We start from the raw sequence: 24,901 nt of genomic DNA on the forward strand, positions 1-24,901 counted from the left end.
GATGGTACAACGATTTGTCGGACCTACCTCGGTCGGACCAGCGCCGAGCTTGCCGCACCGCAGAGCCCCTGGCTGCGGAGGCGGTAGCAATGGCAGCGTGGCTAGGCTGGGCATGACGCAGCACGAGCCCCTCCTTCGCTGCAAATGACATGAATGTGGTTGGGACCGAGTGCCCGAACGATGTCTGCCTGGGTTTTCGGGCGTGTTTAACGCTAACGGCCGCTTTCGGAAATGATTTCCGCCTAGCGCCTTTATGTAAGTCGTGCAGCTTGTCGTCACACGCAACTAGAAGCGGACATTCGTCCGAGCAAGCCGATCGCCTCCGGAAGGCTGGCGGAGGGTGAATTCCTAGCAGTCATCTCGTTCTGCTCTAGAGATCGAATGCTGACTCGCCATCGATCGCGAACAAGCATCCGTCGGCTGTCGCAACTTGGGAACCATTGAGACATTGAAAGGTTGGGCACCCGATACTTCACAGTTTTGGATGGTTCCCCAATGCCCAGCGAAAAGACGTTGTCCGACCTGTTCCTTGATACGCTCAAGGACATCTATTTTGCCGAAAAGCAGATCCTGAAGGCGTTGCCGAAGATGGCGCGGGCAGCCCAGTCCGAAGAGGGCAAGGCCGGCTTCCTGCAGCACCGCGACGAAACCCAGGGCCAGATCGAGCGCCTGGAACAGGTGTTCGAATTGCTCGGCAAGTCGCCGCGCGGCAAGACCTGCGAAGCCATACAGGGCATCCTCGCCGAGGGCGAAGAGATCATGGAAGACTACAAGGGGACTGCTGCCCTTGATGCGGGTATCATCTCATCGGCGCAGGCTGTCGAGCATTATGAGATCGCCCGCTACGGCACGCTCAAGTCCTGGGCGAAGCAGCTCGGTCTGAAGGAAGCGATCCCGTTGCTGGATGCCAATCTCCAGGAAGAGATTGCGACCGATCAGAAACTGACGGCACTCGGCGAGGCGTCGGCAAACGTCAAGAGCATGAAGAAGGCCAGCTAAGCTGCCTCCAATGACTGAAAGACCGCCCGTTTGAGGCGGTCTTTTGCTTTCCAAGCGGCTTTCCTCACCACCATCAGAGCGCGTGCTCCAGGAGTTCTCCATGGCCAAGACATCAACCCGTGGGTCCGTTGGGTCCAAAACTGCGACTGCCAAGATCCACGACCAGACGATGCAGCGCGGCGAAGGCGGCGAACTGCATCAGATCGCCGAGGATGACGCGCCCCTGCTGACGACAGCTCAGGGCGGCCCGGTTTCCGACGACCAGAATTCTCTGCGCGTTGGGCCACGTGGTCCTCTGGTGATGGATGATTTCCATTTCCGCGAGAAGATCTTCCACTTCGACCACGAGCGCATTCCCGAGCGGGTGGTGCATGCCCGTGGCTATGGCGCGCACGGCTATTTCGAAACCTACGAGTCTCTTGCGGACTATACAAAGGCCGATCTCTTTCAGCGTCCCGGAGAGAAGACCGAAGCCTTCGTTCGTTTCTCGACCGTTGCCGGCAACAAGGGCTCCGCCGACCTTGCCCGCGATGTCCGTGGCTTCGCGGTCAAGCTCTATACCCAGGAGGGCAACTGGGATCTGGTCGGCAACAACATCCCGGTCTTCTTCATTCAGGATGCCATCAAGTTCCCGGATCTGATCCATGCCGCCAAGCAGGAGCCGGACCGGGCCTTCCCGCAGGCGCAGACCGCCCATGACACCTTCTGGGATTTCATCAGCCTGACGCCGGAAAGCATGAACATGGTCATGTGGATCATGTCGGACCGGACGATCCCGCGCTCCTTCCGCTTCATGGAAGGTTTCGGCGTTCACACCTTCCGCTTCGTCAACGAGAAGGACGAGTCCACCTTCGTCAAATTCCACTGGAAGCCGAAGCTGGGTCTCCAGTCGGTGGCCTGGAACGAGGCCGTGAAGATCAACGGCGCAGATCCGGATTTCCATCGCCGCGATCTCTGGCAATCCATTCAGTCCGGCAATTTCCCGGAATGGGAATTGCAGGTTCAGCTCTTCGATCAGGAGTTTGCCGACAGCTTCGACTTCGACGTGCTCGACCCGACCAAGATCATTCCCGAAGAAATCCTCCCGCCTGTGGCCATTGGCCGGCTAGTGCTCGATCGCATGCCCGACAACTTCTTTGCGGAGACCGAACAGGTTGCCTTCATGACGCAGAACGTTCCGCCGGGCATTGATTTCAGCAATGATCCACTGCTGCAGGGCCGAAACTTCTCCTATCTCGACACGCAGCTCAAGCGCTTGGGTGGGCCGAATTTCACCCATTTGCCGATCAATGCGCCCAAGTGTCCGTTTGCCACCTTCCAGCAGGACGGCCACATGGCGATGCGAAATCCCGTAGGCAGAGCGAATTACCAGCCGAACTCTTTTGGCGAAGGGCCGAGGGAATCGCCGACGCGTGGCTATCGCCATTTCCCGGCTGAAGAGCAGGGCACCAAGGCACGTCTGCGCCCCGAAAGCTTTGCCGACCACTATAGCCAGGCGCGGCAGTTCTACATCAGCCAGACGCCCTCGGAGCAGCGCCATATCGCGGCGGCCCTGACCTTCGAACTGAGCAAGGTGGAAACCGCCGTAATCCGTGAGCGCATGGTCTCCCATCTTCTCAACATCGATGAGACGCTGGCCAATACCGTGGCCCAGAAGCTCGGGTTCAAGTCGATGCCGAAAGCGGCGGATGCAGCGATGCCCACGCGTCAGGATCTGGAGCCGGCACCATCGCTCAGCATCGTGGAACGCGGCCCGAAACGTTTCGAAGGCCGCAAGCTCGGCATCCTGATCACCGATGGCGTCGATACAAAGCTGCTCAAAGGTCTGACCACGGCGATCACCAAGGAAAAGGCCGTCTTCGAGCTGATTGCGCCGAAGGTCGGCGGCGTCAAGGCGTCGGATGGGACCTGGATCGAGGTCCACCACATGATCGATGGCGGGCCATCGGTCCTCTTCGATGCCGTCGCGCTGCTGACATCGTCAGAGGCGATGGATGACCTCGTCAAGGAGGCAACCGCACGGGATTTTGTCGCGGATGCCTTCCAGCATTGCAAGTTCATCGGCTACGACCCATCGGCCATGCCGCTTCTCGAAAAGGCAGGCATTGCGGATGCTCTCGATGAAGGCATCCTCGTCTTGCCCGGCGAGGAAGGTCTTGAAAGCTTCGTGTCCTCCCTTGGCAAACTCAGGGTCTGGGGACGAGAGCCGTCCGTGAAGCTGGGCAAGGCTTCCGTACCGAAGTAACCGGTTCGGCCCCCAGTTGATGGGGGCCAGCCATCGTCTCTGCTTCAGAGCGACCGGGCCTTCGGGTCGTCGCTTGCAAGCAGGCGCGCCATCGCCTCGGTGATGGTGAGGTCGTCGTAAGGCTTGGAGAAGAAGCGGCTTCCGACCGGCAGCATGCTCTCTTCGACGATGGCTGCACCGGAAGCGACAATCAGTTTCAAGGGTGGCCACCGATCGCGGATGTAGTGGGACAGTTTGATACCGTCCATCGTCCCTGGCATCTGGACATCGGTGAATACGAGATCGATGTCTTCCCGTCCTTCGAGAATGCGGATCGCCTCGTCGGCGTCGCCAGCCTCCAGCGCTTCATAGCCCGCCGACAGGACCAGATCGACTGCGCTCATGCGGATTATCGTATTGTCTTCCACGATCAGGACGACGGGTCTGCCGTTCTTCATTGTTCACTCGCTGTATGAGAATGGCTGCAGTTCTGCAGCCTTGGGCGGCTCAGGAACCGATCTGTCCCTATGCCGCCGGCGAAAAGTCGGTCTGAAGTCCTGACCTTTCCGTATGCCTGATCGTCACAACTGTGCCTGGGGAAGCGTCGCTTACCGTCAATTCGCCTTCGAGATTCTTGACGAGCGCCTCGACGATACCGGTGCCTAACCCGGCCTTGGGCGCGTCGTTCCCGATAGGCATTCCAGTTCCGTCGTCGGATATGGAAAGGGTCCAGTCTTTGCCCGAAGACAGATAGTTGATCTCGATCGTTCCGTTCCGATCGTCGCTGAAGGCATGCTTCAGAGCGTTGATCACGAGTTCGGTAACGATCAGACCCAGACTGATAGAGATATCCGCCGGGACGGTGCTGTCATCGACCGTCACCTGGATCGACACCCGCTCGGGCTCCGCGATCATCGATGCGCCGAGACTTTGGCAAAGCTGCGTGAAATAGGCACGTAGCTCAACGCTGCCGCCGGCAGAGGTGGAGAGCTGACGCTGCAGGGCCGCAATCGACATGATGCGGTGACGGGCGTCATTGAGATGCCCACGGACCTCCTCCGACTGAACGCGGCGCGCACTCTGCATGAGGACGCTGGCAATGATCTGTAGGCTGTTGGCGACCCTGTGCTGAACTTCCTGCAGAAGGATGGCCTTGTCGCGAACCAGATCGTCTTTCAGGCGAGCCTCAGCGCGCATGTCGGTCACGTCGGTGATGGCGACAAGCAGGCGGATATGCTCGAGGTCGCCGTCGTCGAGCTTTCGCGCATTGATGATCAACTGTCGCGTTTTCTGGTCCGGACGCTTCAGGTCGATCTCGTAGGCATCGATGCTCACACTGCCGGTGACGGTCGCCGTCAACAAGGAGTTGAGCCTCGGCATTGCCCATTCCCCGTGCCCGAGTTCGCCGAGGCGCTTGCCTTTGACGGAGGCCGTGGCAATCTCGAATGCTCGGCAGAAGGATGCGCTCGCTGCGATGATCCTCAGATCATCGGACAGAAAAAGCAGCGGTTCGTTGGACGATTTCACCACGGCAAGTGTGCTTGCCGCATTCAAAATGCACTGTTGGTGTCTGTGGCATATAGGGGCCCTCAAGGGCCGAAGACTCACGGCGCAAGTCATCACTCGGCAGGAGTGTCGACAGAAACGATGAGGTCAATTCCGACTGGAGGAGGATAACACACCGGATGTGCCTGCCATGCATCATTTGTTTGATTGATTGGTGAAAACGAAGCTGGAGCGCCTGAAGCTTGCTGATTATCAAGCGAATGCGGCGTTCTGCCTCCGGGAGCGACTGAGGGCCTTGGAGTGTCTGTTGAAGGCCGCCTTAGGTCGAGGTGCAATCCGGTTTGTCATGCTCGATGATAACGCATCTAGCCTGAAGACCTTTCCCATCTGCAGTCGGCACAGGTCCGATCAATGTGTCAGATCACTCACCCGCATCCTCAAGGTCACAACGACCCCTCCGGCGGTCCATTCGTGCGCAATAGAGCCCCCGAGGTGACCACTGACGGTGCGGTGGAGAAGCTTGCTTCCATATCCTTCAGGTGAGCGGCTCGGTATGTCTGGCCCGCCCTGCTCGCTCCAGAGGATCTCGACATCCTCTTCGACGGTAGAGCCGGAGATATCGAGCAAACCTTGCTCGGACGACAGGGCGCCGTATTTCAAAGAATTCGTCGCCAACTCGTGGATCACGAGGGCAAGGCTTGTCGCCGCCTTTTCGCCGATCCCCATGCGAGGAACGGCGACACGGATCCGACCTGCGAAGGCGCCGATGTCATCATAAGGCGCCAGCAGAACGGAGAACAGGTCGCCAAGCAGGGCGGCACTTCCCTGACCATTGGGTAAAGGCCGTACCAGGTCATGGGCACGACCCAGCGCGGTCAGTCGCTGGGTCAACTGCTTCGCCATCTCCTCTTTCGTCTCGGTCGTCCGTGACGTGATTGTCGTCAGGCCAGACGCTAGAGCGAGAAGGTTCTTCACCCGATGGCTCATTTCACCGGCCAGCAACTCGTGGCCTTCCTCCGCCTGCTTGCGCCCCGTAACATCGAGAAAAATGCCCGACATCTTTCCAGCGGCGGCATCTCCGCTGCTTCCTTGACCCCGTGCCGAAATCCATCGCACATCCGATGCGCTCGTCAGGATTCTAAAGTCGATCTCGAACTGCCCTTCGATGACGCGGGTCGCCATGAAGGCCGTCCTCACGCGGTCGCGATCCGCAGGATGAACCTGCGCGGACAAGTGTTCAAAAGTCAGTACGGTGTCCGGAGAGATGTCCCAGAGTTCGAAGCCTCTGGCATCCATGACGAATTCGTCGTTTTGAACAATCCACGTCCAAAGAGCGACCCCGGCGGAGTCAATCGCGCTTCGCAGTGCTTGCACGTCCCAGTCTGTATGCGTTGGACCGTCGTCGTTCATGCAGGCTCTCCCGTTCGACGGTGCAGTGCATCGATCCACAATCCGTGGACGACCTTACAGGCAAAAGACTGCCAGTGACCAGTCTGTTCAGTTTCCGACGCAATTCCCTGATGCGCATCCGGAATGCGGAGACGAAAACTCGTCGCTGCAAGCGAAGAAGATGCAAAGCGAGCCAACGTCGGAACATTAATCACGCCGTCGTGTTCTTGCTACGAGACCTAGCAACCAGGTCTGCAAAGAGGAAAACTCATGAAAAAGATGATTTTCGCGGCGGCGCTCGTGTGCGCCTCGGCAGTGTCTGCCTATGCCCAGACCACGACGGTTCCGGCCATGGATGGCGACACGCCTGCCGTAGCGACACCGGATACGCCGAATGCTACTGCCCCTGTGGAGGGCGCAAATTCCTTCACCGAGGAACAGGCACGGCAGCGCATTGAAGAGGCAGGCTACACCGGCATTGCCGACCTCATGCTCGACGATCAGGGCGTCTGGCAGGCCACGGCGATGAAGGACGGCAAGTCCATGCCGGTCGCCATGGATTACCAGGGCAACGTCGTCTCGAAATAATTTTGCGGAAACGCAGAGAAAGGTCATTCGCATGAAAACCGTTACCGGACTTTTTGACAACTACAATGAGGCATCCGCCGCAGTCAGCGCACTGGAAGCGCGTGGCATCCCGTCCGAAGACATCAGCATTGTTTCGAACAATGCCGACAACCGCCACAGGCATGAAGACAACGACAACGGTGCCGCAGAAGGTGCGGGTGCCGGTGCCGGTATCGGCGCTGTCGTTGGTGGTGCCGGTGGTCTTCTGACCGGTCTCGGCATCATGGCCATTCCAGGCGTTGGCCCTGTCGTCGCCGCCGGTTGGCTTGCGGCCACTGCTGCAGGCGCCATTGCCGGTGCAGTTGCCGGTGGTGCAGCAGGCGGATTGATCGGTGCACTCACCGATTCCGGTGTCTCCGAAGATGAGGCCCATGTCTACGCGGAAGGTGTTCGCCGTGGCGGCACACTTGTCACAGCTCGCGTGGATGACGGTATGGAAGCCGAGGCGGAAGCGATCCTCAAGCAGTCCAATCGCGTCGATGCAATGGCGCGCCGCCAGGCCTATTCGGAACAGGGTTGGACGAAGTTCGATCATTCCGCTGATCCCTACGGCCCAGCCGAAATCGAAAAGGAGCGGGACCGCTATCGCGTTCGCACTCTCTAACCAATAACAATCGAGGATCGGCTCACGCCGGTCCTCGAACTCGTTCTGAAACATCATCTATCAACAGGGATGTCGGTTGGCTTTCCGGAACCCCAGAAGGTCACCCATGCGAAGCATTTCCGATACCATCGAGCGGCTCGCTCGTGCCCGAGCGAATGCGCAAGGCGGCACTTACCGGCCGAGCACGTTGACCAGACTGGACGGCCCGGTGCAAAACCCCGGCCAGCTAACGGGCTGGTATCAGTGCCCGGACAACCCGGCTTCGCCACCTGCTCTTGTGGTGGTCCTGCATGGTTGTACGCAGTCGGCGGCCGCTTACGATCATGGGTCCGGCTGGTCGCGGCTCGCCGAAGACTATGGTTTCGCGGTCCTCTTTCCGGAACAATCCCGCCAGAACAATGCCAATCTCTGCTTCAACTGGTTCCAGTGCAATGACGTCACGCGCGACAAGGGAGAGATCCTGTCGATCCGCGAGATGATCGCGAGCATGGTCGACCTTCACGGTATCGATCCGCGTCGTGTGTTCGTCACCGGCCTCTCGGCGGGTGGCGCCATGGCCAATGCGCTTCTCGCCTCTTATCCCGAGGTCTTTACCGGTGGTGCGATCATCGCAGGCCTTCCTTTCGGGGTCGCCTCGACGGTGCCGGAAGCATTTGATCGGATGCGGGGGTATGGCCTTCCATCCTCAACGATGCTCGATGCCAAGCTGAGGAACGCCTCAGCTCATGAAGGACCTTGGCCGACGGTATCCGTGTGGCACGGAACGAGCGACAACACCGTTTCAGACGCAAACTCCCGTGCGATCATCGATCAGTGGCTCGGTGTCCATGGGGCGGACGTGGGATCGAGCGAGGCTCAGCTTCTCGATGGCGGCCACGCGCTGGAAACCTGGAAAGACGCATCCGGCCGCGATGCCATCGAGCATTACCGGATTGTTGGAATGGGTCACGGAACGCCCGTCGATGCGGCTTCCGGATACGGTCGACCAGCTGCTCACATGCTCGATGTCGGGATATCCTCCACCGTGCACATAGCGCGCGCCTGGGGATTGACCCCGTCCTTTGAGCGGAGAGAAAAACCCGCAGCGTCAGATGCGCCAGGCGCTAAGTCGCAGCCTAGTCAACCACAGATGCCTGAGGGAGTTCAGCAGGTCATCGAAGACGCGTTTCGGGCGGCAGGACTGATAAAGTGAAGTCTCACGGACATCAGGCTTTGCTGCCGAGGCTGCCTGGCGATGTCTGCTTCGCATCGAAGCCGCGTGACCACTGCTGCGAGGCTCATGCCCAAGATCGTTAATCCCGGATTTCCGGAACTTCCTGGCTCCCCAGATGTTGCCAATCATAACCTGCTACGAAATCTGCCGCTGCCAAAGTGCGGATAGTCCGCGAATGAAGGACAAGTCCATGATTAGATTTTTTGCTTGGTCCATGTTCACCACGATGGCGCTAGTCTTAGCTTACTGAAGTATTGCCCGTGCCAAGCGGTGGGCCCGCTTCGAGCGGCGACTAGGTTACTTGCCACCTCTTTATGATGTGGACGGTGTCCAGACTCTTCTGAACAGCCTCGATTGCACTGCGATTGCCAAGATTGTTGACCCGTCTGCATAAATCAACGAAGGCGGCTACGACATCGAGCATGAGCACACCGGCACCAGCCTTCACGTGGCCGATCAGATCATCACCACTGTGGTGCGGAAAGCGCGCGCCCTCGCCACCACGGAGGGACCGGCCGATGCAGAATGAACCGATGATCGCGATTCACTCACTTGTTCGCTTCTCTAGACTGGCAGTCCTGGCCCAGGTCCTTCCAAATGTAAAACGCGTTCCAGACGCCCAGCCACGCGTCGAGCACGTAAACGCTCGACCGGTCCCCCCGGGGTGGGACCAAATTCTTCGCTACAAGACCGACCGAGGCGACTACCCCCAAGGTGATGATGATCAGCGGGCCGACGGGCCAATGAAAAAGACGATCGCCAGACATATGAGCAGGCAAGCGCGGTAGATGGTCAGGTTCGTCATGTGTTGCTTCTGATATTCTGCAGGCGGACGATATTGGGGAGCCAAGTTCAGCGCAAGAGTTCATACACCCCGTCGCGCCGACCGAGGGTGGCAGCCCATATCGGCTGCTTAGTGCCCCAATTCGGCCATTCGCGATGCTGGACCTAAATCCCGTAACCGGTCGCTCGCTGCGCCGCCGACGACAAGCCAATGTCTTTGTACAACCCTTGTCGTCCAAGTCTGACGCGAACAAACTACGCTGCTGAATCCAGTGAAGATTTCAAATCGTGATCGTTCAACCTGACTGGATATACAATGCTGTCTGATTTGTATTTGACTGCTGCTGACTTGCGATGAGTTGGGTGGCATCCGCTCCGCTCATGGGCCGTCCGAACAGGTATCCCTGGATGAGATCCGGCTTGAGGGCCGCAAGCACAGCCATCTCCTCACGGGTTTCGACGCCCTCGAGCACGCAGCGCAAGTTGAGCTTGGAGCACAGGGCAATGATCGCGGCGACGATTTCGCGCGATGTGAGGCTGTGGGCAACCTTGCGGATGAAGCTCCTGTCGATCTTGACCTTGTCGAGCGGAAGCTGATCGAGATACTGGAAGCTCGAATAGCCAGATCCGAAATCATCGAGTGCGACCCTGCAGCCGCTGCTTCTCAACCTGTCGAGAACAGCGCTCGATGTTGTGAGATCGGACATCACCGCTGTTTCGGTGATCTCGAATTCCAGACGACCCGGCGAAATCTCCTCCTTCATGATCTGACCTAGAAGCGAGAGGACAAAGGTCTGATCCGAAATGTCCCGTGCTGACAGGTTGAAGGACAGACTGATGTCGTCAGGCCATTTCTTCAGCTGCGCCAGGCCCTTGCGGAACAGGATGGCGGTGACCTTCTGAATGAAGCCGGAGCGTTCGGCGACACGGATGAAATCGTCAGGACGGACAAGCCCGAGCCTGGGATTTTGCCAGCGGGCCAGTGCTTCGAAACTGACGATACGCTGCCTGCTTGGCGAGTATTGCGGCTGAAACAGCAGGAACAGCTCCTGCTCGAGGTTGCCTTCGCGCAATTCCCGTTCGATGGCGATGGCGTTCTCCATCTCCTTGCTGTCGGTGGTGTCGAAAACGATGCACTGTCCGCGGAACCGGGCCTTGGCTTTGTAGAGAGCAAAGTCGGCCTGCTCGTAGAGCTGTGTGCTCGCCATTCCCATGTCCGGATAGTGCGAGAAACCCGCGGAAGCGCCGACCGAGAGCTCCTGGTTGTCAATGATATAGGGCGCAGTGATCGCCTTTAGCCAACTGCCGGCAAGCGCTCTGACCTGCGATTCTGTGACGTTGCCGGTCAGAACGACGGCAAACTCGTCACCACCGATCCGGCCAATCATGGCCCCCTCGAAATGCAGCTCCGTGGCCCGCGCGACGGAGGCGCGCAACAGGCGGTCGCCCATCGAGTGACCGTACACATCGTTGATGCCCTTGAAGCCGTCGAGATCGAATATGCCCAGCCAGAATGGCGTACGCTGCTCGATCAGCCGGTCGATCTTTTCGAAGATGGCGCGCCTGTTCGGGATCCCGGTCAGCATATCGGCATCCGCAATGGCCCGCGCCTTGACTGTCAGCTCATCGGCCAGCAATCGTGCGTCGATCTGGCGAATGATCGCATGCCTGAGCAGTCCCGTCATACTCACTGAAGCGAAGGCAGTCGCAACGACAATGGAAACATACTCTGCGTAGAGGTCCTCAGGGAGAGACGTGGAGAACCAGTAAAGGGTGGCCAATGTCAGTGGAACGCTGATCATGACCGTGCGCGTCGTGGCGCCGGTGATTGCAAAAATGAAGGCGAGCAACACGAAGTATATGTAACGCGTTTCCACATTGTAGACGAGCAGGTAGCTCAAGAGGTTGAGGTACATGAACAGATGCATGGCCAGATTATGCAATTCGAGCTTGGCCAGAGACATTGTCCGGTTGTTCGCTAGAAGCTTGTGAAACAGATAGAAGCCGAAAGCCGTCGTCGTACTGATGAGGGAGAACGCGACCAGCATAAGGCCGGTCTGCGTCTGCCAGTGCTCCCAGGTGACGAAGAGATAGTAGCCGCAGGCGGGGATCAGGATCGGTCGCAGGATCGGGATATAGGCATCCACCATTGCCTGCTGTCGTGCCGGGTCGGTCGATATCCTGAGCTGATTGAGCAGATTGGCAATTTTCATGGAGAGAGTTTTTTGTTTTCGCCTGATCCGGAAGTTTGGCGCTCTGATGGAGATAAACGCATAGATTTTCCCCGTTTATTGTCTGCCGTCAAAGCGTGTAGTCGCGGTCCAGCCCGACTTCGTGTGATTGTCGGGATATATATCAGTGAGATTTAAAACAGGTTTACGGCATGCCCATTTTGGAGCAGCGTGAAATTTTCCCAAGCCAATGCGTGCGCGATGATCGAAATCGTCAGTCTCAGCAAGGCCTATGGCGCCAGCACGGTTCTGGATGATGTCAGTCTGACGCTTGCCAAAGGCGGGTTGAGGGCGATCATCGGACCGAACGGCGCGGGCAAGTCCACCCTCCTGTCGATCATCGCGCGCCTGATGCTGCCTGACGCTGGCACGGTTCATCTCGAAGGGCTCGATGTCTTCCAGGCCAAGGGCGAGATACTCGCCCAGCGCCTTTCGATCCTCAGGCAGGATAACCACATGGCCGCGCGGCTGACCGTCAGCGATCTCGTTGCCTTTGGTCGCTATCCCTATTCGAAGGGACGGCTGACGGTTGCCGACAAGGCAAAGATCGACGAGGCGCTGACTCATCTGAAGCTGCGACCGCTTGCCGATCGATATCTTGATGAACTCTCGGGCGGCCAGCGGCAGCGCGCCTTCTTCGCGATGATCCTGTGTCAGGACAGCGATTACATGCTGTTCGATGAACCGCTCAACAATCTCGATATTCCGCATGGCGTCGCCATGATGGCGCCCTCAAGCAGCCGAGCCGGGATCTCTGCAAAACCCGCAAACGTTGGTGCGCACAAGCTCTTCCCGTTGATCCTCGAGCCTGTCGAACTCCTGGTCAAACCCTGAAATCCGACAGCGGCCTTCCGCCACCCTCTGTCATATCCGGGCGATGATGCTCCCTTGCAATCTCGCTGGTTCTGCTCAGGCTTTGTGATCGAGGAGAGCTTCAGCGAGACGAACTGATCCACCGAGCCCAACAGCCACACACACTGAGCCAGACAGAAGATGGGGGCAGGCAGAAGCATCTCGACACGGCTGCGAATGGTGTGGAGCATGGCTTCATGCCGATACCGATGAGTAGTGACCTCATACAAGTCGAGATCCAAATACGGGGTCCTCGATGCGTCGATGATCAGCCAGATGAAGGCTCTGGAGGATGAGAGCCATCGGTTGAGGAAGATGTATGCCGAGATGAGCGTGCAGGCCGAGCTTCTGAAGGAGGCTCTTGGGAAATAACGCGGCTATCTCGACGACGGGATATGGCTGGGCAAGCAGTGGTGGGGGCACGGGGTGAGCATTGCGGTTGCCTGCCGTTGCTTCTATGTCAGTAAGACCTGCTCTCTTTATAGCGCCAAGCTGAACGACGATAACGAGGAGGTCGCCGATCTCCCCGTCGGGCTGACGCGGGCGAAGAAGACCTGGGGCTTCGGCCTGTGCTTCCTTTACCTGCGCAATGTCCGGGGACATCGCTGGAACCACAGGCGTGTGTGCGGTATCTGTCGCAAGTTCGACTTGTATCTTAGGATCAAGCCACGCTGGCGTTTGAAGCAGGACAAGCCCGATGCGTTGACTGTGCCGGAAGCAACGAGCCTGGTCTGGTCCAGGGGTTTCATGGCGGATCGTTTGGAGGATGGTCGGCAATTCCGACTGCTGAAAGTCTTGGATAACATCAACCGCTGGGGCCTGGCATCCAAGTGAACTTTTCGACGCCTGCAGAACGCGTCATCCGCACACTGAGCCAGATCGTCGAATGGCGCGGTAAACCGACGATGATCCTCCGTGACAATGGCTTCGCGCGCCGTCGGCAATGTTAGAGCAAGATTGCCGATAACGAACGGCCGAATATGGGCATTGGCAGTTCGGAAAAAGTCGGCAATGAACTTGATGTCGGCGAATGCTGCGATCACTAAGGGTAGCCAAGCTTATTCAGGTCAAAGACAGCCTAGCTCGTCATGGAATTTCATCGGTAAAAAACATGATAATGAAGCTCATGTTTAAACTTGACTCCTTTGGTATCCTTTAATACGACCCGCTCCGTCCACTAGTTCTGAGGGGTTGAACCATGAAATTCCGGGCAATAGCGACGCCTTGCGCGTCCACGCGTCACCGTGTCCAATTTCTTGCTGCAAGTGTTGCAGTGATAGGCATTTGCTTGCCGAGTGCCGGTCAGGCCGACGATACGATCCTTGATCAGATCGTGGTTTCGTCGCGATCGGACAAGAAGCTCCTCGATGTGCCGCAAAACATCACGGTCGTGACCCAGGAGCAGTTGGACGATTACAACATCCGAGACATTCAGGATCTCGTGCGGCGGGAGCCCGGCGTGTCGGTCTCAAGACAGACTTCAAGCGTCAATCCCTGGGGGCAGCTGACTGGCTTTACGATCCGCGGCATGGGCGGTAACCGCGTGCTGACCATGGTCGACGGTTCGCGCGTTCAGGAACTCATCACCGACGGCAGCCGCGACTTCTTCGACATGAGCAATTTCAAGGCGGTCGAGATCGTCCGTGGGCCCAATTCGGTCCTGTGGGGTGCCGACGCAGTCGGTGGGTCCGTCATGTTCCGCACGCTCGATCCCTCGGATCTCCTTGCAGATAGCGACAAGCCCTGGGCGTTGGAGATGAAGACCAGCTATGACAGCTTCGACGATAGCTGGAACAAGCAGGTGACCGGCGCCTATGATTTCGGAGACCTGCAGATCCTCGGCAGCTACGGCCAGACCTCTTCGCATGAGGCCGAGTTCAGCAATGCGCGTGCCGACGGCGGGATCTGGGGCTGCAGCCGGCTCTATCTGGGATGCAACGAGCTCTTCCCCGCGGACACAGATGTCGACAACGCACTTCTCAAGATGGTCTGGGCGCCGGATGCCCAGAACACGGTGAAGCTGACGGGAGAGCTCTTCGGTCGCGCGACGGAAGTTCTCCAGCTCTACGACATGAGCGCATCGGGCACGGGCATCCCGTCCACCAGCGCCTATATCAACGACCCCTATGTCCGCGATCTCGACATGAGCCGCAAGCGGTTCGCGCTTGAACACGAGTGGCTGGCGGATCTGCCCTGGCTCGACAGCCTGAATTGGCGTCTGTCTTATTCGCCCCAGGAGCGCGTAACCGACAGCAATCAGCGCCGCGTCTATTCGAACCGCGTCGAACTGCGCAATCAGTATCGTGACTACAGCGAAACTTTCCTGGAAGGCGACATTCAGCTGAAGTCGAGCTTTGATCTCGGGCCAACCCGTCACAGCCTTACCTACGGCTTCGATGGCGATCATACCAAGGGTGATTACGCGGGTATCAACACCACCTACAACTCCCTGACCGGGACGACGACGGTGGCCACCAACCAGGGTTTCAGCTTCCCCCGCGTCGAGACACAGCGCGCCGACTTCTACATCCAGGACGAAATCGCGCTTCTTGATGATCGCCTGACCCTGACGCCGGGCTTCAGGCTCGCCACCTATTCGATCGACCCGACAGGGGATGCGACATATCCCGGGCTGCCCGGCTATGCGCCCGCGAAAAAGGAAAGCACCGAGCTGCTGAAGGCCTTCAGCGCAACCTACAAGCTCGACGAGACCTACTCTGTCTATGCGTCCTACGGAGAGGGCTTCAAGATGCCGACCTCGGCGCAGCTCTTCCAGTCGAGCACGGACATCTTCAGCGGCTCCTCCATCATCCCCAATCCCGACCTGCGACCAGAATCGGTTCAAAGCTACGAGATTGGACTTCGTGGTGAGTATGAGCGCGGCTTCTTCAGCGTGAACGGCTTCTATGCCGACTACAAGGACTTCATCCGCAGCCTCCAGGCAACAACGATCCTCAATGGCAGCGGCACGCCCGTCACGGCGTATACCTCGAATAATGTCGAGGATGTCATGCTCTGGGGCATCGAGTTCGGTGGCGAATACGAAGTTCTGGATTACACCACGCTCTCGGCCAATCTGAGCTGGAGCAAGGGGCGCCAGAAAGTCAGCGCATCCTCTGCCGAAACGGCCTTCGATGGTGCGGCACCGTTTACCGCGGTTCTCGGGGTGAAGCACGAACTGCCGGATTACCACCTGCAATTCGAGCTGTTCGGCACCTTCGCCGCCGGCCGAACCGAGGCAAGCAACACTGCCTATTACCTGCCCTCCGGCTACGCGGTCTTCGATGCCTATGCCAAGTGGACCCCGCGAGAAAACCTGGAAGTGACCTTCGGGATCGAGAACATCTTCGACCGCCGATACTTCCCGAACACGCTGACCGGCTACAACACCGTCGCCGGTTCGGCGGCGGTTGCCAATGTCAATCCGCTGGAACTGCAAACGGGGGCCGGTCGCACATTCAAGGTCGGCGCGACGGTCAAATTTTGAGCCATACCGGTGCCGGGCAAGCAACCGGCACCACCCTTTTCAGAGGGAGCATCATGTCGACCCTGTTTCAACAGTTCAAACGTCTGATCGTCATTTGCATCTCGGCTCCGGGAGGCAAGTTCAGCGTTGCGCTTTATGCCCTGGCCATCGCTCTCAACCTCGGCAGCGTCTACGCTGCAGTTCGTCTGGTCGAGTGGACGGGTCAATTCTATTCTGCCATCGAAAAGGTGGACGGACCCGAAGTGCTCCGGCAGATCGGTATCTTTGCCCTGATCATCGCTTTGAATTCCGTGCGCGGCTTGTCTTACGAATACCTGCGCAAGGTGCTGGAGATCCGCTGGCGGAAGGCTCTGACTGACCATGCGATCGCCTTGTGGACCCGCAACAAGGCCTTCTGGCACATGGCGGCTGACCCGGTCGATCGCATCGACAATCCGGACCAGCGAATTGCGGAAGACTGCCGCCTGTTTGCGCGCGGCCTGCTCGGCGAGACATTGGATTTGATCGGCGAGATCGTCGGCCTGTTTTCCTATCTGACAGTGCTATGGGGACTGTCCAACTTTGCCCTGTCGCTGGCTCCCCTCGGGCTGGACCTCGAGATCCCGCGCTACATGGTCTGGGCGGCCTTCCTCTATGTGGCGATCAGCAGCCTGATTACGCATCAGCTGGGTAAGCCGCTTAAAGGTCTGCTTGCCGAGCAACAGCACAAGGAGGCGAGCTTTCGGTTCGGCCTCGCTCGCTGGCGGACGGCTTTCGACGAGGTCGCACTTTCAAATGGCGAGGCGGCCGAACGGCGAAGCTTTTCTGCCCGCTTCGACGCGCTGGCTGCCAACTGGCGGCGACTGATCCGCGCCGAGCTCGTTCTGGGCAGCTTTACCTTCCCGTTTCGGCATTCCGTGCTGCGGATCCCGCTCTTCGTGGCGCTGCCGGGCTATCTGGCCGGTCATGTTGCCTTCGGTGGTTTGATGCAGCTCAGCATGGCCTTTTCCCAGGTAGTCACCACACTGTCCTGGTTCATCTTCTCCTATCGGGATCTCGCCGAACTTGTGGCCACGGCATCGCGCCTCGACGGCTTCCTTCAAGCCGCCGAGCGCCACGGATCGCATCCTTCGCCACTATCCAGGATAAGCCAATCACAGTCTCTCACGCTGCAGGACATTAGGGTTTGCTCGGCCCAAGGTGAGCTTCTCCTGAAACTGCCTGATATCTCGCTTGATCCCGGCTCTACCTTGCTTCTTCGTGGGCGATCTGGAATCGGCAAGACGACGATGGTCAAGCTTCTCGCCGGTTTCTGGCAGCATGGCTCCGGTTCAATCACGCTTCCTTCGGACAAGGTGCTTTTCCTGCCGCAGAAGGCCTATATGCCGCTCGGCTCACTGGCCGATGCCGCCGCCTATCCCCGCACAATCGGTGATTTTGGACAGGAGACTGTGGCAGCGGCCCTGCACGCCGTTGGTCTCGAACGAATGACGGAACGTGCCGCGATCGAAGCCGAACGCGACCTTGCCTCACTGTCGGGCGGTGAAATGCAGAGGCTCGCACTGGCCCGTATTCTGTTGCAACGACCGGATATTGCAATCCTCGACGAGGCAACCAGCGCGCTCGACCAGGCGGCCGAAACCGAGCTTCTGGCACGGATCCGCGAGCATTTGCCCGACATGATCCTGATCCTGATCTCGCATCGCGTCCCCCAGACGCCATCAGACATGCAGATCCACGATATCGACACCCATCCGAAAGTGCTGGCTGTCGCCAGCTGACGCCATCCTCCATCGAACCCATGACGGAACAGACATGACCATCAACGAACCCGTAACCCGACACCACCTGCAGGCAAAGGCAGAAGATATCATCCGGCGGCTCCCCGACATGGGCAAGTTGATGATTATCGGAAAGGGCAAGGGCGCCACCCACGAACGCATCGGCAAGGTCGAGATGGTAGGGGAAGTCTCTGGCCGCTTCGTCTGCGGTGGCGCCCATCACAAGTCCCGTATCGATCCGACCCTGGTCTGCGAGATCGTCTTCGATATCTCCAGCATCATGCAGAACCAGGTTTATCCGCGTCTGGAATTCAACAAGGCTGACGGCGGCACGCTTTTCGCAGTGGTCGGCTTCGAAGGGCTCGAACCTTTCGCAAATGTCTTGTCGGATCTGCAGAGGACTGTCGATCCGAAGAAGCGGGACCTCACCCGGCCCAACAGACCGGATCTGGACCCTGCCGATCCGGGACGTCTGCCACTGGATCTAGCCTTGGCCGAGGGCTCTGCGATCACCATTCGTTATGACGAGCCCGGCTTCAGCCAGAGCTGGACGGGACCGGTTACCAAAGTCAGCCCCGGCATGGGCTTCATCAACATCATGACCGAGGATTTTCATCTGCATCTGCTCGGCAGCACTGTCGCACGCTGGGAAGAGACAGAGGTGGCCGAGGGGCGGATGCGGCTTGCCGCCATCAATCACGAAGGGGAGCATGTCGGCTTGACCCTACTGGTTCCAGCATTTGAAGATGCAGTTTGACGGTGGAGAAGGGCATGGTGGAACATCAGCCGGGCAGTTGGCGGGACGGTCATACGGGCGAGATCCTGCAGCATCAGGCGCTAATGCAGACGCTTGCTGAAAAGCAGGCGGTCTTGCTGGGCGAGACCCATGACCGATATGATATACATCGTTGGCAGTTGCATGTCCTTGCAGCGTTGCATGCTTACAAGGCTGATATCGTCGTCGGTTTCGAGATGTTTCCGAGACGCGTTCAGCCGGCGCTGGATCGCTGGGTTGCTGGTGCGCTCACCGTTGAGCAGTTTCTCGAGGAAGCGGAATGGGCAACGGTTTGGGGCTTCCAGGCCGAACTTTACCTGCCGATCTTCCACTATTGCCGGCAGTTCCGTCTGCCGATGAAAGCGCTCAATTGCCACCGACAACTGGTGACGGAGGTTGGCAGGCTCGGGTGGGAGGCGATCCCGGAGGCGGAGCGGGACGGGTTGACGCCGGCACAGCCAGCGACGGCAGCCTATCGTCGCTTTCTCTTCGAGTATACGGGAGGTTCAAGGCCGGAACGTGCGGCTCAACATGCGGACGATCCTCAGTTCGATCGATTTGTTCGGGCCCAGCAGACCTGGGACCGTGCGTTTGCCTGCAATATCGCAACTGCGCTTGAGGCAGACCCGTCGGCTCTGGTCGTCGGCATCATCGGACGTGGGCATCTGGAATATGGTCACGGCACGCCAGCGCAGCTTGCCGATCTGGGGATTGAGCACGTTGCGGTTCTGTTGCCCGAGGACAGCTTGGAATTCGAGATTGAAAGAAAGCCCGGCATGGCCGATGCCCTCTTCATGCTTGCTCGACTCGACGCACCTGAATGAATCGCCAAATTCCACGGTGCTTCTTTGCGCAGCACTCGTCTCTTGGCGATGTTCATCTCAACTGGCGCTCATCCTTGGCTCTCTAGACAGAGATGGTCCGTAGAGGCGAGAGGTCGTTGTGGGGCCGAGCCGGCGACGTCTTATGTTGCTCAATCCTCAGTTGGACGACATGTTTACGTCGGTGCCACTTGGCACTCCCACCCAAGCGAGGGGACGGCCCCAATTTCCCAAGCGCATCCTGCCCTTCGATCTAGCTACTTCTCAATTCCAATCCGAACTGATGGTTCGCTCGGGTATCTTGGAATGCTATTGGCACTGCTTGTGGCTATACTGCAGGCACCGCCACGGCAAACAGCCTCACGATCGCAAACCGCAACATAAGCCCTTTCGAGGCTGTTGCGCTGAAGGTGATCAATTCCTTGTCCGCATGTTACTCTTCTCTAAACGCCCTGGTGATCTGGTCGGTAAAGGGCTTCGCGAGGAACGAGATGACAGTCCTTTCCTCGGTCTCGATATAAACCTCGACGGGCATGCCGGGTGTGAGCTTGGCCGCGAGGTCGCCGAGGTCATTTGGGGAGAAGGTCACGCTGGTCTTGTAGAAGGGCAGGTTTGTTGCCTTGTCGACGATGGTTGCGCCTGGGATCATGTCGACGGCACCAACGATTTCCGGCGTGGTCTGCCGATTGAAGGCCGTGAAGCGCATGCGCGCGGTCTGGCCCACGAAGACACGATCGATGTCGGTGGGGGCTACCTTGACATGGACGTTGAGGGCACTGTCCCTCGGTACGATGGCCATGATCACCTGGCCCGGTGCCACAACGCCGCCGACGGTATGCGCCTGCAGGTCGTAGATCGTGCCGCTTTCCGGCGCCTTGACCACCGTGCGGTCGAGCCGGTGGGTGAGCTGAAGGGCACGTTGCTCCAGTTCTGAAAGCCGGGCTTCGACCGAGACGATCTCCTTTTGTAGTTCCGTCCGGCTGGTCTGGTCGACCGACATCAGTCGGACCTTGAGTTCGCTGATCTGGCCTTCGGCCTCGGCAACACGGGCGAGAAGATCGCCGATCGTGCCCTCGATGCGAACCATCTGGCGGCGCAATCCGCGCAGTTCAGCCGCCTTGGCGAGGCCCTTCTGCACAAGACCTTCCTGCATGGCGAGTTCTTCGGCGAGCAGTTCGCTCTCGGAGTGGTTCGCCTTTTCCTGTTCTCTCAAGCCGTCGATCTGGTTGCCCAGCTGCGAGATCTGCATTTCGATCTGCTGCTTCTGGTTTGCCCGCATGTCCCGGTTCTCGGCAAACAGCTTGCTCTCCTCCCGCGTGATGTCCGGGGAAAGATCGAGACCGTCAAAGGACAGGACGTTTTTACCGTCGCGCTCGGCAACGAGGCGCGCGCGCATCGCCTTCAGCTGGGCGACCTGCGATGTGACTATACCGAGCTCGATGCGCAGCTGCGTGTCGTCGAGGCGCAAGACGACGTCGCCCTTGTCGACCAGAGAGCCTATCTTCACAGGGATCTCGACGATTGTACCACCATCGACATGCTGGACCTGTTTGGTCTCGCCGATGACGACGAGTTCGCCCTGCGAGATGACGGCGCCCGCGAGCTTCGCCTGGGCGGCCCAGCCGCCAATCCCGACCGTCAGGGCAAGACCGAGTACGGTCGCTGCGAGCATGCGTCCCTTCAGCCCCTTGCCGGAGAGCGAGACTTGCGTGTTCTTGTCATCAAGGCGCTGTGTCATGGTGTGTCCCCTTACGCAGTTTACAGTTTCGGCCCGAAGCGGTGCCGATGATGAGGTTCGGATCAGGCCACGAGGCCCTCGACCTGGCCCGGCAGATGGAAGGCCGTCAGGATCAGGTCGTCTTCATCGAGGTCGTGCGCACTGATGATGACGATCTCGTAGTCCTGATCACCGTCGATGTCCGTCACGAGCTGCAGCACCTGATGGCCCGCATCGTCGTCGTCGATCATCTTCTTGTAGAGTTTGACCAGGGTCTTGTGGTCGTGGCGGTCGAGTTCCAGCGAGTTCTCGCCATCGTCGAAGTAGAGCCGGCCCAACTCCCGTTCGAGCTTCGACAGGTCGACCTTGTCGCCGACGTCGAAGTCGCGGATCTCGTCATGCCCTGCACCGTAATTGCTGATTGAGGCGACGGAGCCGAAGACGAAACTGTCCTGACCGCCCCTGCCATAGAGAATGTTGACGGCAGAACTCGCTGTGATCGTGTCATTTCCGGCCCCACCGACGGCATTCTCGATCGAGGTTAAGCGGTCGTTGCCGATCTCTTCGCCCACTGCGAGGCCCGCCTCGAGATCGATCCCGACCGCCATGGTCGCGGACGATGCATCGTAGGTGTCCGCGCCTTCACCACCATGGATGACGTCGTCGCCATCATCTACGCCGGGTGTCGGCGCATCCAGCGGCATCTGGGCCCAGGTGCGCGCTTCAAGAACGGTCTGGACACCTGCGACGAACACATCGTCGCCCTCATCACCGACCATGACGTCATCGCCAGCACCGCCGGCAAGCGTGTCGTGGCCCGTGCCGCCGTCCAGCACGTCATTCCCTGCGTCTCCCGTCAGGACATCATCTCCAGCCTCGCCGAACAGCCGGTCGTCGCCGTCACCACCGGACAGAATATCCTGCCCGTCGCCCCCCATCAGTGTGTCGCGACCGGCCTCGCCGAACAGCATGTCGTTGCCGGCGTCGCCGAACAGGACATCGTCGCCCTCGCCGCCGAAGATGCGGTCATCGCCATCACCACCATGAATGACATCGCGGCCTTCGCCACCGATCAATACGTCGTCACCCAGGCCGCCGAGGATCAGGTCGTCGCCCTCGCGCCCATAGACCGTATCGTTGCCGGCTCCGGCGTCAATCAGATCCTTGCCCGGTGTGGCGAGGAGAATGTCGTCTCCATCGGTTCCGGTGATCTCGGTTTCGGCATGCGCACGCAGATCGAGAAAGCCCTGGCCCTGGACCGAGGCCTTGCCGTCGCTCAGCGTAAAGGTAAGGTTTACCAAGCCTTGGCTGTCGCGTTCGGGGACATAGATCCAGGCATCGTCGCCATAAGCGCGGATCTCGCCCGATGTCGCGCGGATGGCGGAGATCGTCAGCGGATCGCCGTCCGGATCTACGGCTGCGCGCGCAAGGTCGGCCCACATCAGGAGCATCGACAGGTTGACGAGGCCCGTTCCCAGATAGATCGGCCCACGGGACAAGGGGGCACGATTGGTCGGCGCCGGCGGGTTCCCGGAAGTGCCTCCACTCGAGGAGCCCCCGCCAGACGAGATATCGACCGGCAGACCGCCGTCATCAGGCGCATCGCTGTTGCCGTCTCCCGCCTGACCAGCGGCCGGGGCATCGTTTGCAGCACGCGGAAGCCCGAAGGCTGCAAGCTTCGGCTTGGCCACGCTTGCCGCGACGAAGCGGAAGTCGTTGGCCGCGACATCAATCGATACCCCCTGGAACGGGCGTCCGGCATAGCCGCCTTCGAGCGTAAAATCCTGAGCGTTGAAGCGGATCGAGGAGTAGAGCCGGCGCGGTGGCTCGATCTGCTCGACCACGTCCTCATAAGCCCGCTGGATCTCCTGCCAGAAGGCGGCGATGTCCAGCCCGGCCTCGGGCGCATCCAAAACCGGTGCTGTCGTGCCGTCGTCGAGAGCCACGGGCTTCTGTTCGTCCGGGGCTTGTGCATTGGGCGACGGATTGACGATCTCGCGCAGCCGCCCGAGATAGGCGCCGAGCCCCATGGAAAGCACGGCGAAGATGCCCGGCGACCAAAGCGTGCGATCAGGCGTATCGGGCAGAGCAAACCTGCGCGCCGGCGCCTTGGCCGATTGGGCATCGCCATGGCCGAGCTTCAGGGCCTCGTCATGATCGGTAATGGAGCTTGCCATGACCCCTTACTCCGCCGCGATCGGCATCAAGCGGGTCGGCCGCAGCGGCTTCTCCTGCGTGTTGGCCGGGACCTTGATGATCTCCTCCTTCGGACCGAAGGAGACGAGCTTGCCGCCCTGGACCACGCCGACCATGTCGACAGCCTGCAGCACGCTCGGGCGATGCGCAACTATGACGACGATGCCGCCGCGTTCGCGCACCTTGACGATCGCCTTCATTAGCGCCTCTTCGCCCTCGGCATCGAGATTGGAGTTCGGCTCGTCGAGCACCACCAGGAAGGGATCGCCATAAAGCGCGCGGGCAAGCGCCACGCGCTGCCGCTGGCCGGCCGAGAGCGACTGGCCACTCGGGCCGATCTGGGTCTGGTAGCCGTTCGGCAACCGCACGATCAGATCATGAATGCCGGCGGCGCGTGCGGCCCGGAAGATCATCTTGGAATCGGCATCCGGATCGAAACGGGCGATGTTGTCGGCGACCGTCCCGTCGAGAAGGGCCACTTCCTGGGGGAGATAGCCGACATTCTCGGTGAAGAAGCTGGTCGGCCACTGCTTGAGATCGGCGCCATCGACGCGAACCGAGCCGCGCAAAAGCGGCCAGATACCGAGGAGCGAGCGCGCGAGCGTGGTCTTGCCGCCGCCGGACGGACCGATCAGCGCCAAGGCCTGACCGGCCGAAAGCCTGAAGGAGACGTCGCTCAGAAGCACGGTACCGGTCGTGGGGGCGACCGTCGTCATGCCTTCGACGACAAGGTCCTCGCTCGGCGCCGGCAGGTCGAACTGTGTCGGCGGACGGTCGAGCACGGCGAGGGTGTCCTTGATCCGCGACCAGGAGCGGCGTGCCGAGATCACGCCCTTCCACTGGGCGATCGCCTGGTCGACCGGGGCAAGGGCACGGCCCGTGACGATCGACGAGGCGATAATGGCGCCGGCTGACATCTCGCCCTGGATGGTGAGATAGGCGCCAAGGCCAAGTGTTGCCGACTGCAGCATCATGCGCAGGACCTTGGAAATGCCGGCAAAGGTGCCGGCGATGTCGGAGGTCGCCGTCTGGGTATCGAGGTGACGGCGGTTGGCGCTTTCAAAGCGGTCGATCGCGCGGTCCGTCATGCCCATCGAATGGAGGATGTCACCGTTGCGGACATGATTGTCCGAGACGTTGTTGCGCTGGATCGCGGCCCGCGTCATCTCCTTGGCGTGGCGGCGCGAGAGAAGCTCTGCCGCGATTGTCAGGCATGCGAGGAAGAGCGCGCCGCCGAGTGTCATCATTCCGAGCACCGGATGCAGCATCCAAACGAAGACCAGGTAGACCGGGATCCAGGGCAGGTCGAACAGAGCGACCGGGCCTGCACCCGACAGGAAGGAGCGGACCGTATCGACGTCGCGGCCGCGCTCAGACGCTTCCGCCGAGGAATAGCCGAAGCGCGGCATGTCGATCACCACCCGGTGCACGAGCGGCGCGATCTGGCGATCGACATTCGAGCCGAAACGCACCAGCATCTGCGATCGCAGGATGTCGAACATACCCTGGAACAGGTAGAGGCCGACGGCGATCACCGAGAGCCAGATCAGGGTCGGCACGCTGCCGCTGGTCAGCGCCCGGTCGTAGATTTGCAGCATGTAGAAGGCGCCGGTCAGCGCCAGAATGTTGATAATGCCCGAAAGGCCGAAGACGAAGCCCGTCACGAGGCCGATACCGGACAGTTTGTAGCTTGACTGCTTGTTCATGGCTTCCCCCA

General features: G+C 59.6%; 16 protein-coding genes and 2 pseudogenes. 11 read left to right on the plus strand and 7 right to left on the minus strand.

Annotated elements, in window-relative coordinates; all coding sequences use genetic code 11:
- Positions 1 to 495: 495 nt before the first annotated feature.
- Together SJY08_RS21495 and catE are read left to right on the plus strand one after the other, a co-directional pair.
- A complete protein-coding gene (locus SJY08_RS21495) occupies positions 496 to 999 on the plus strand; it encodes a ferritin-like domain-containing protein (protein ID WP_054149565.1) in 504 nt (167 codons plus the stop codon).
- A gap of 100 nt (positions 1,000 to 1,099) precedes the next feature.
- Entirely contained in the window at positions 1,100 to 3,244 is a 2,145-nt protein-coding gene (gene catE / locus SJY08_RS21500) for a catalase C (RefSeq protein WP_377278207.1), read from the plus strand.
- Between the two features lie 44 nt (positions 3,245 to 3,288).
- Here the strand turns inward: catE and SJY08_RS21505 are convergent, their stop codons facing one another.
- The 3 genes and pseudogenes from SJY08_RS21505 to SJY08_RS21515 all read right to left on the minus strand — a co-directional run bounded on the left by SJY08_RS21505 (position 3,289) and on the right by SJY08_RS21515 (position 6,139).
- A complete protein-coding gene (locus SJY08_RS21505) occupies positions 3,289 to 3,681 on the minus strand; it encodes a response regulator (protein ID WP_377278209.1) in 393 nt (130 codons plus the stop codon).
- A gap of 67 nt (positions 3,682 to 3,748) precedes the next feature.
- A pseudogene (locus SJY08_RS21510) lies at positions 3,749 to 4,802 on the minus strand (sensor histidine kinase).
- Between the two features lie 335 nt (positions 4,803 to 5,137).
- Complete coding sequence (locus SJY08_RS21515) at positions 5,138 to 6,139, minus strand: sensor histidine kinase (protein WP_377278211.1); 1,002 nt, start codon at positions 6,137 to 6,139, stop codon at positions 5,138 to 5,140.
- 249 nt (positions 6,140 to 6,388) lie between these two features.
- Between SJY08_RS21515 and SJY08_RS21520 the strand changes: the two genes are divergently transcribed.
- From SJY08_RS21520 to SJY08_RS21530, 3 genes are all read left to right on the plus strand, one after another.
- The gene (locus SJY08_RS21520) at positions 6,389 to 6,706 is read left to right on the plus strand and encodes a PepSY domain-containing protein (RefSeq protein ID WP_069042987.1); all 318 of its coding nucleotides are present in this window, start codon (positions 6,389 to 6,391) and stop codon (positions 6,704 to 6,706) included.
- Positions 6,707 to 6,737: 31 nt separating this feature from the next.
- Positions 6,738 to 7,349 carry a general stress protein gene (locus SJY08_RS21525; protein WP_377278213.1) on the plus strand — a complete coding sequence of 204 codons (612 nt, stop codon included), beginning with the start codon at positions 6,738 to 6,740 and terminating at the stop codon, positions 7,347 to 7,349.
- A 106-nt stretch (positions 7,350 to 7,455) separates the two neighbouring features.
- On the plus strand, positions 7,456 to 8,541 hold the full coding sequence (locus SJY08_RS21530) for an alpha/beta hydrolase family esterase (protein WP_377278215.1): 1,086 nt from the start codon (positions 7,456 to 7,458) through the stop codon (positions 8,539 to 8,541).
- Positions 8,542 to 9,641: 1,100 nt separating this feature from the next.
- On the opposite strand, the gene SJY08_RS21535 is transcribed toward SJY08_RS21530, so the two are convergent.
- Entirely contained in the window at positions 9,642 to 11,558 is a 1,917-nt protein-coding gene (locus tag SJY08_RS21535; RefSeq protein ID WP_377278217.1) for a putative bifunctional diguanylate cyclase/phosphodiesterase, read from the minus strand.
- Positions 11,559 to 11,777: 219 nt separating this feature from the next.
- On the opposite strand from SJY08_RS21535, the gene SJY08_RS21540 reads away from it, so the two are divergent.
- From SJY08_RS21540 to SJY08_RS21565, 6 genes and pseudogenes are all read left to right on the plus strand, one after another.
- A complete protein-coding gene (locus SJY08_RS21540; RefSeq protein WP_377278705.1) occupies positions 11,778 to 12,410 on the plus strand; it encodes an ATP-binding cassette domain-containing protein in 633 nt (210 codons plus the stop codon).
- A gap of 243 nt (positions 12,411 to 12,653) precedes the next feature.
- A pseudogene (locus SJY08_RS21545) lies at positions 12,654 to 13,354 on the plus strand (IS3 family transposase); the annotation flags it as partial.
- Positions 13,355 to 13,716: 362 nt separating this feature from the next.
- A complete protein-coding gene (locus SJY08_RS21550; protein ID WP_377278219.1) occupies positions 13,717 to 15,915 on the plus strand; it encodes a TonB-dependent hemoglobin/transferrin/lactoferrin family receptor in 2,199 nt (732 codons plus the stop codon).
- A 53-nt stretch (positions 15,916 to 15,968) separates the two neighbouring features.
- The gene (locus SJY08_RS21555) at positions 15,969 to 17,675 is read left to right on the plus strand and encodes an ABC transporter ATP-binding protein/permease (protein WP_377278221.1); all 1,707 of its coding nucleotides are present in this window, start codon (positions 15,969 to 15,971) and stop codon (positions 17,673 to 17,675) included.
- Between the two features lie 34 nt (positions 17,676 to 17,709).
- Positions 17,710 to 18,432, plus strand: a complete 723-nt coding sequence (locus SJY08_RS21560) for a hypothetical protein (RefSeq protein WP_377278223.1) — start codon at positions 17,710 to 17,712, stop codon at positions 18,430 to 18,432.
- Between the two features lie 14 nt (positions 18,433 to 18,446).
- A complete protein-coding gene (locus SJY08_RS21565) occupies positions 18,447 to 19,274 on the plus strand; it encodes a ChaN family lipoprotein (protein WP_377278225.1) in 828 nt (275 codons plus the stop codon).
- Between the two features lie 430 nt (positions 19,275 to 19,704).
- Here SJY08_RS21565 and SJY08_RS21570 read toward each other — a convergent pair whose 3' ends face one another.
- The 3 genes from SJY08_RS21570 to SJY08_RS21580 all read right to left on the minus strand — a co-directional run bounded on the left by SJY08_RS21570 (position 19,705) and on the right by SJY08_RS21580 (position 24,890).
- On the minus strand, positions 19,705 to 21,009 hold the full coding sequence (locus SJY08_RS21570) for an HlyD family type I secretion periplasmic adaptor subunit (RefSeq protein WP_054149550.1): 1,305 nt from the start codon (positions 21,007 to 21,009) through the stop codon (positions 19,705 to 19,707).
- A 62-nt stretch (positions 21,010 to 21,071) separates the two neighbouring features.
- Entirely contained in the window at positions 21,072 to 23,165 is a 2,094-nt protein-coding gene (locus SJY08_RS21575) for a calcium-binding protein (protein ID WP_377278227.1), read from the minus strand.
- A 6-nt stretch (positions 23,166 to 23,171) separates the two neighbouring features.
- On the minus strand, positions 23,172 to 24,890 hold the full coding sequence (locus tag SJY08_RS21580) for a type I secretion system permease/ATPase (RefSeq protein WP_054149548.1): 1,719 nt from the start codon (positions 24,888 to 24,890) through the stop codon (positions 23,172 to 23,174).
- Positions 24,891 to 24,901: the final 11 nt, after the last annotated feature.

Source organism: Rhizobium sp. R86522 (genome assembly GCF_042466255.1).
GTDB lineage: Bacteria > Pseudomonadota > Alphaproteobacteria > Rhizobiales > Rhizobiaceae > Allorhizobium.

Coding starts and splice junctions, on each gene's coding strand:
- SJY08_RS21525 (WP_377278213.1), top strand. CDS start 6,738: ATGAAAACCGTTACCGGACTTTTTGACAACTACAATGAGGCATCCGCC.
- SJY08_RS21530 (WP_377278215.1), top strand. CDS start 7,456: ATGCGAAGCATTTCCGATACCATCGAGCGGCTCGCTCGTGCCCGAGCG.
- SJY08_RS21540 (WP_377278705.1), top strand. CDS start 11,778: ATGATCGAAATCGTCAGTCTCAGCAAGGCCTATGGCGCCAGCACGGTT.
- SJY08_RS21515 (WP_377278211.1), bottom strand. CDS start 6,139: ATGAACGACGACGGTCCAACGCATACAGACTGGGACGTGCAAGCACTG.
- SJY08_RS21565 (WP_377278225.1), top strand. CDS start 18,447: ATGGTGGAACATCAGCCGGGCAGTTGGCGGGACGGTCATACGGGCGAG.
- SJY08_RS21555 (WP_377278221.1), top strand. CDS start 15,969: ATGTCGACCCTGTTTCAACAGTTCAAACGTCTGATCGTCATTTGCATC.
- SJY08_RS21560 (WP_377278223.1), top strand. CDS start 17,710: ATGACCATCAACGAACCCGTAACCCGACACCACCTGCAGGCAAAGGCA.
- SJY08_RS21580 (WP_054149548.1), bottom strand. CDS start 24,890: ATGAACAAGCAGTCAAGCTACAAACTGTCCGGTATCGGCCTCGTGACG.
- SJY08_RS21535 (WP_377278217.1), bottom strand. CDS start 11,558: ATGAAAATTGCCAATCTGCTCAATCAGCTCAGGATATCGACCGACCCG.
- SJY08_RS21570 (WP_054149550.1), bottom strand. CDS start 21,009: ATGACACAGCGCCTTGATGACAAGAACACGCAAGTCTCGCTCTCCGGC.
- SJY08_RS21575 (WP_377278227.1), bottom strand. CDS start 23,165: ATGGCAAGCTCCATTACCGATCATGACGAGGCCCTGAAGCTCGGCCAT.
- SJY08_RS21520 (WP_069042987.1), top strand. CDS start 6,389: ATGAAAAAGATGATTTTCGCGGCGGCGCTCGTGTGCGCCTCGGCAGTG.
- SJY08_RS21505 (WP_377278209.1), bottom strand. CDS start 3,681: ATGAAGAACGGCAGACCCGTCGTCCTGATCGTGGAAGACAATACGATA.
- catE (WP_377278207.1), top strand. CDS start 1,100: ATGGCCAAGACATCAACCCGTGGGTCCGTTGGGTCCAAAACTGCGACT.
- SJY08_RS21495 (WP_054149565.1), top strand. CDS start 496: ATGCCCAGCGAAAAGACGTTGTCCGACCTGTTCCTTGATACGCTCAAG.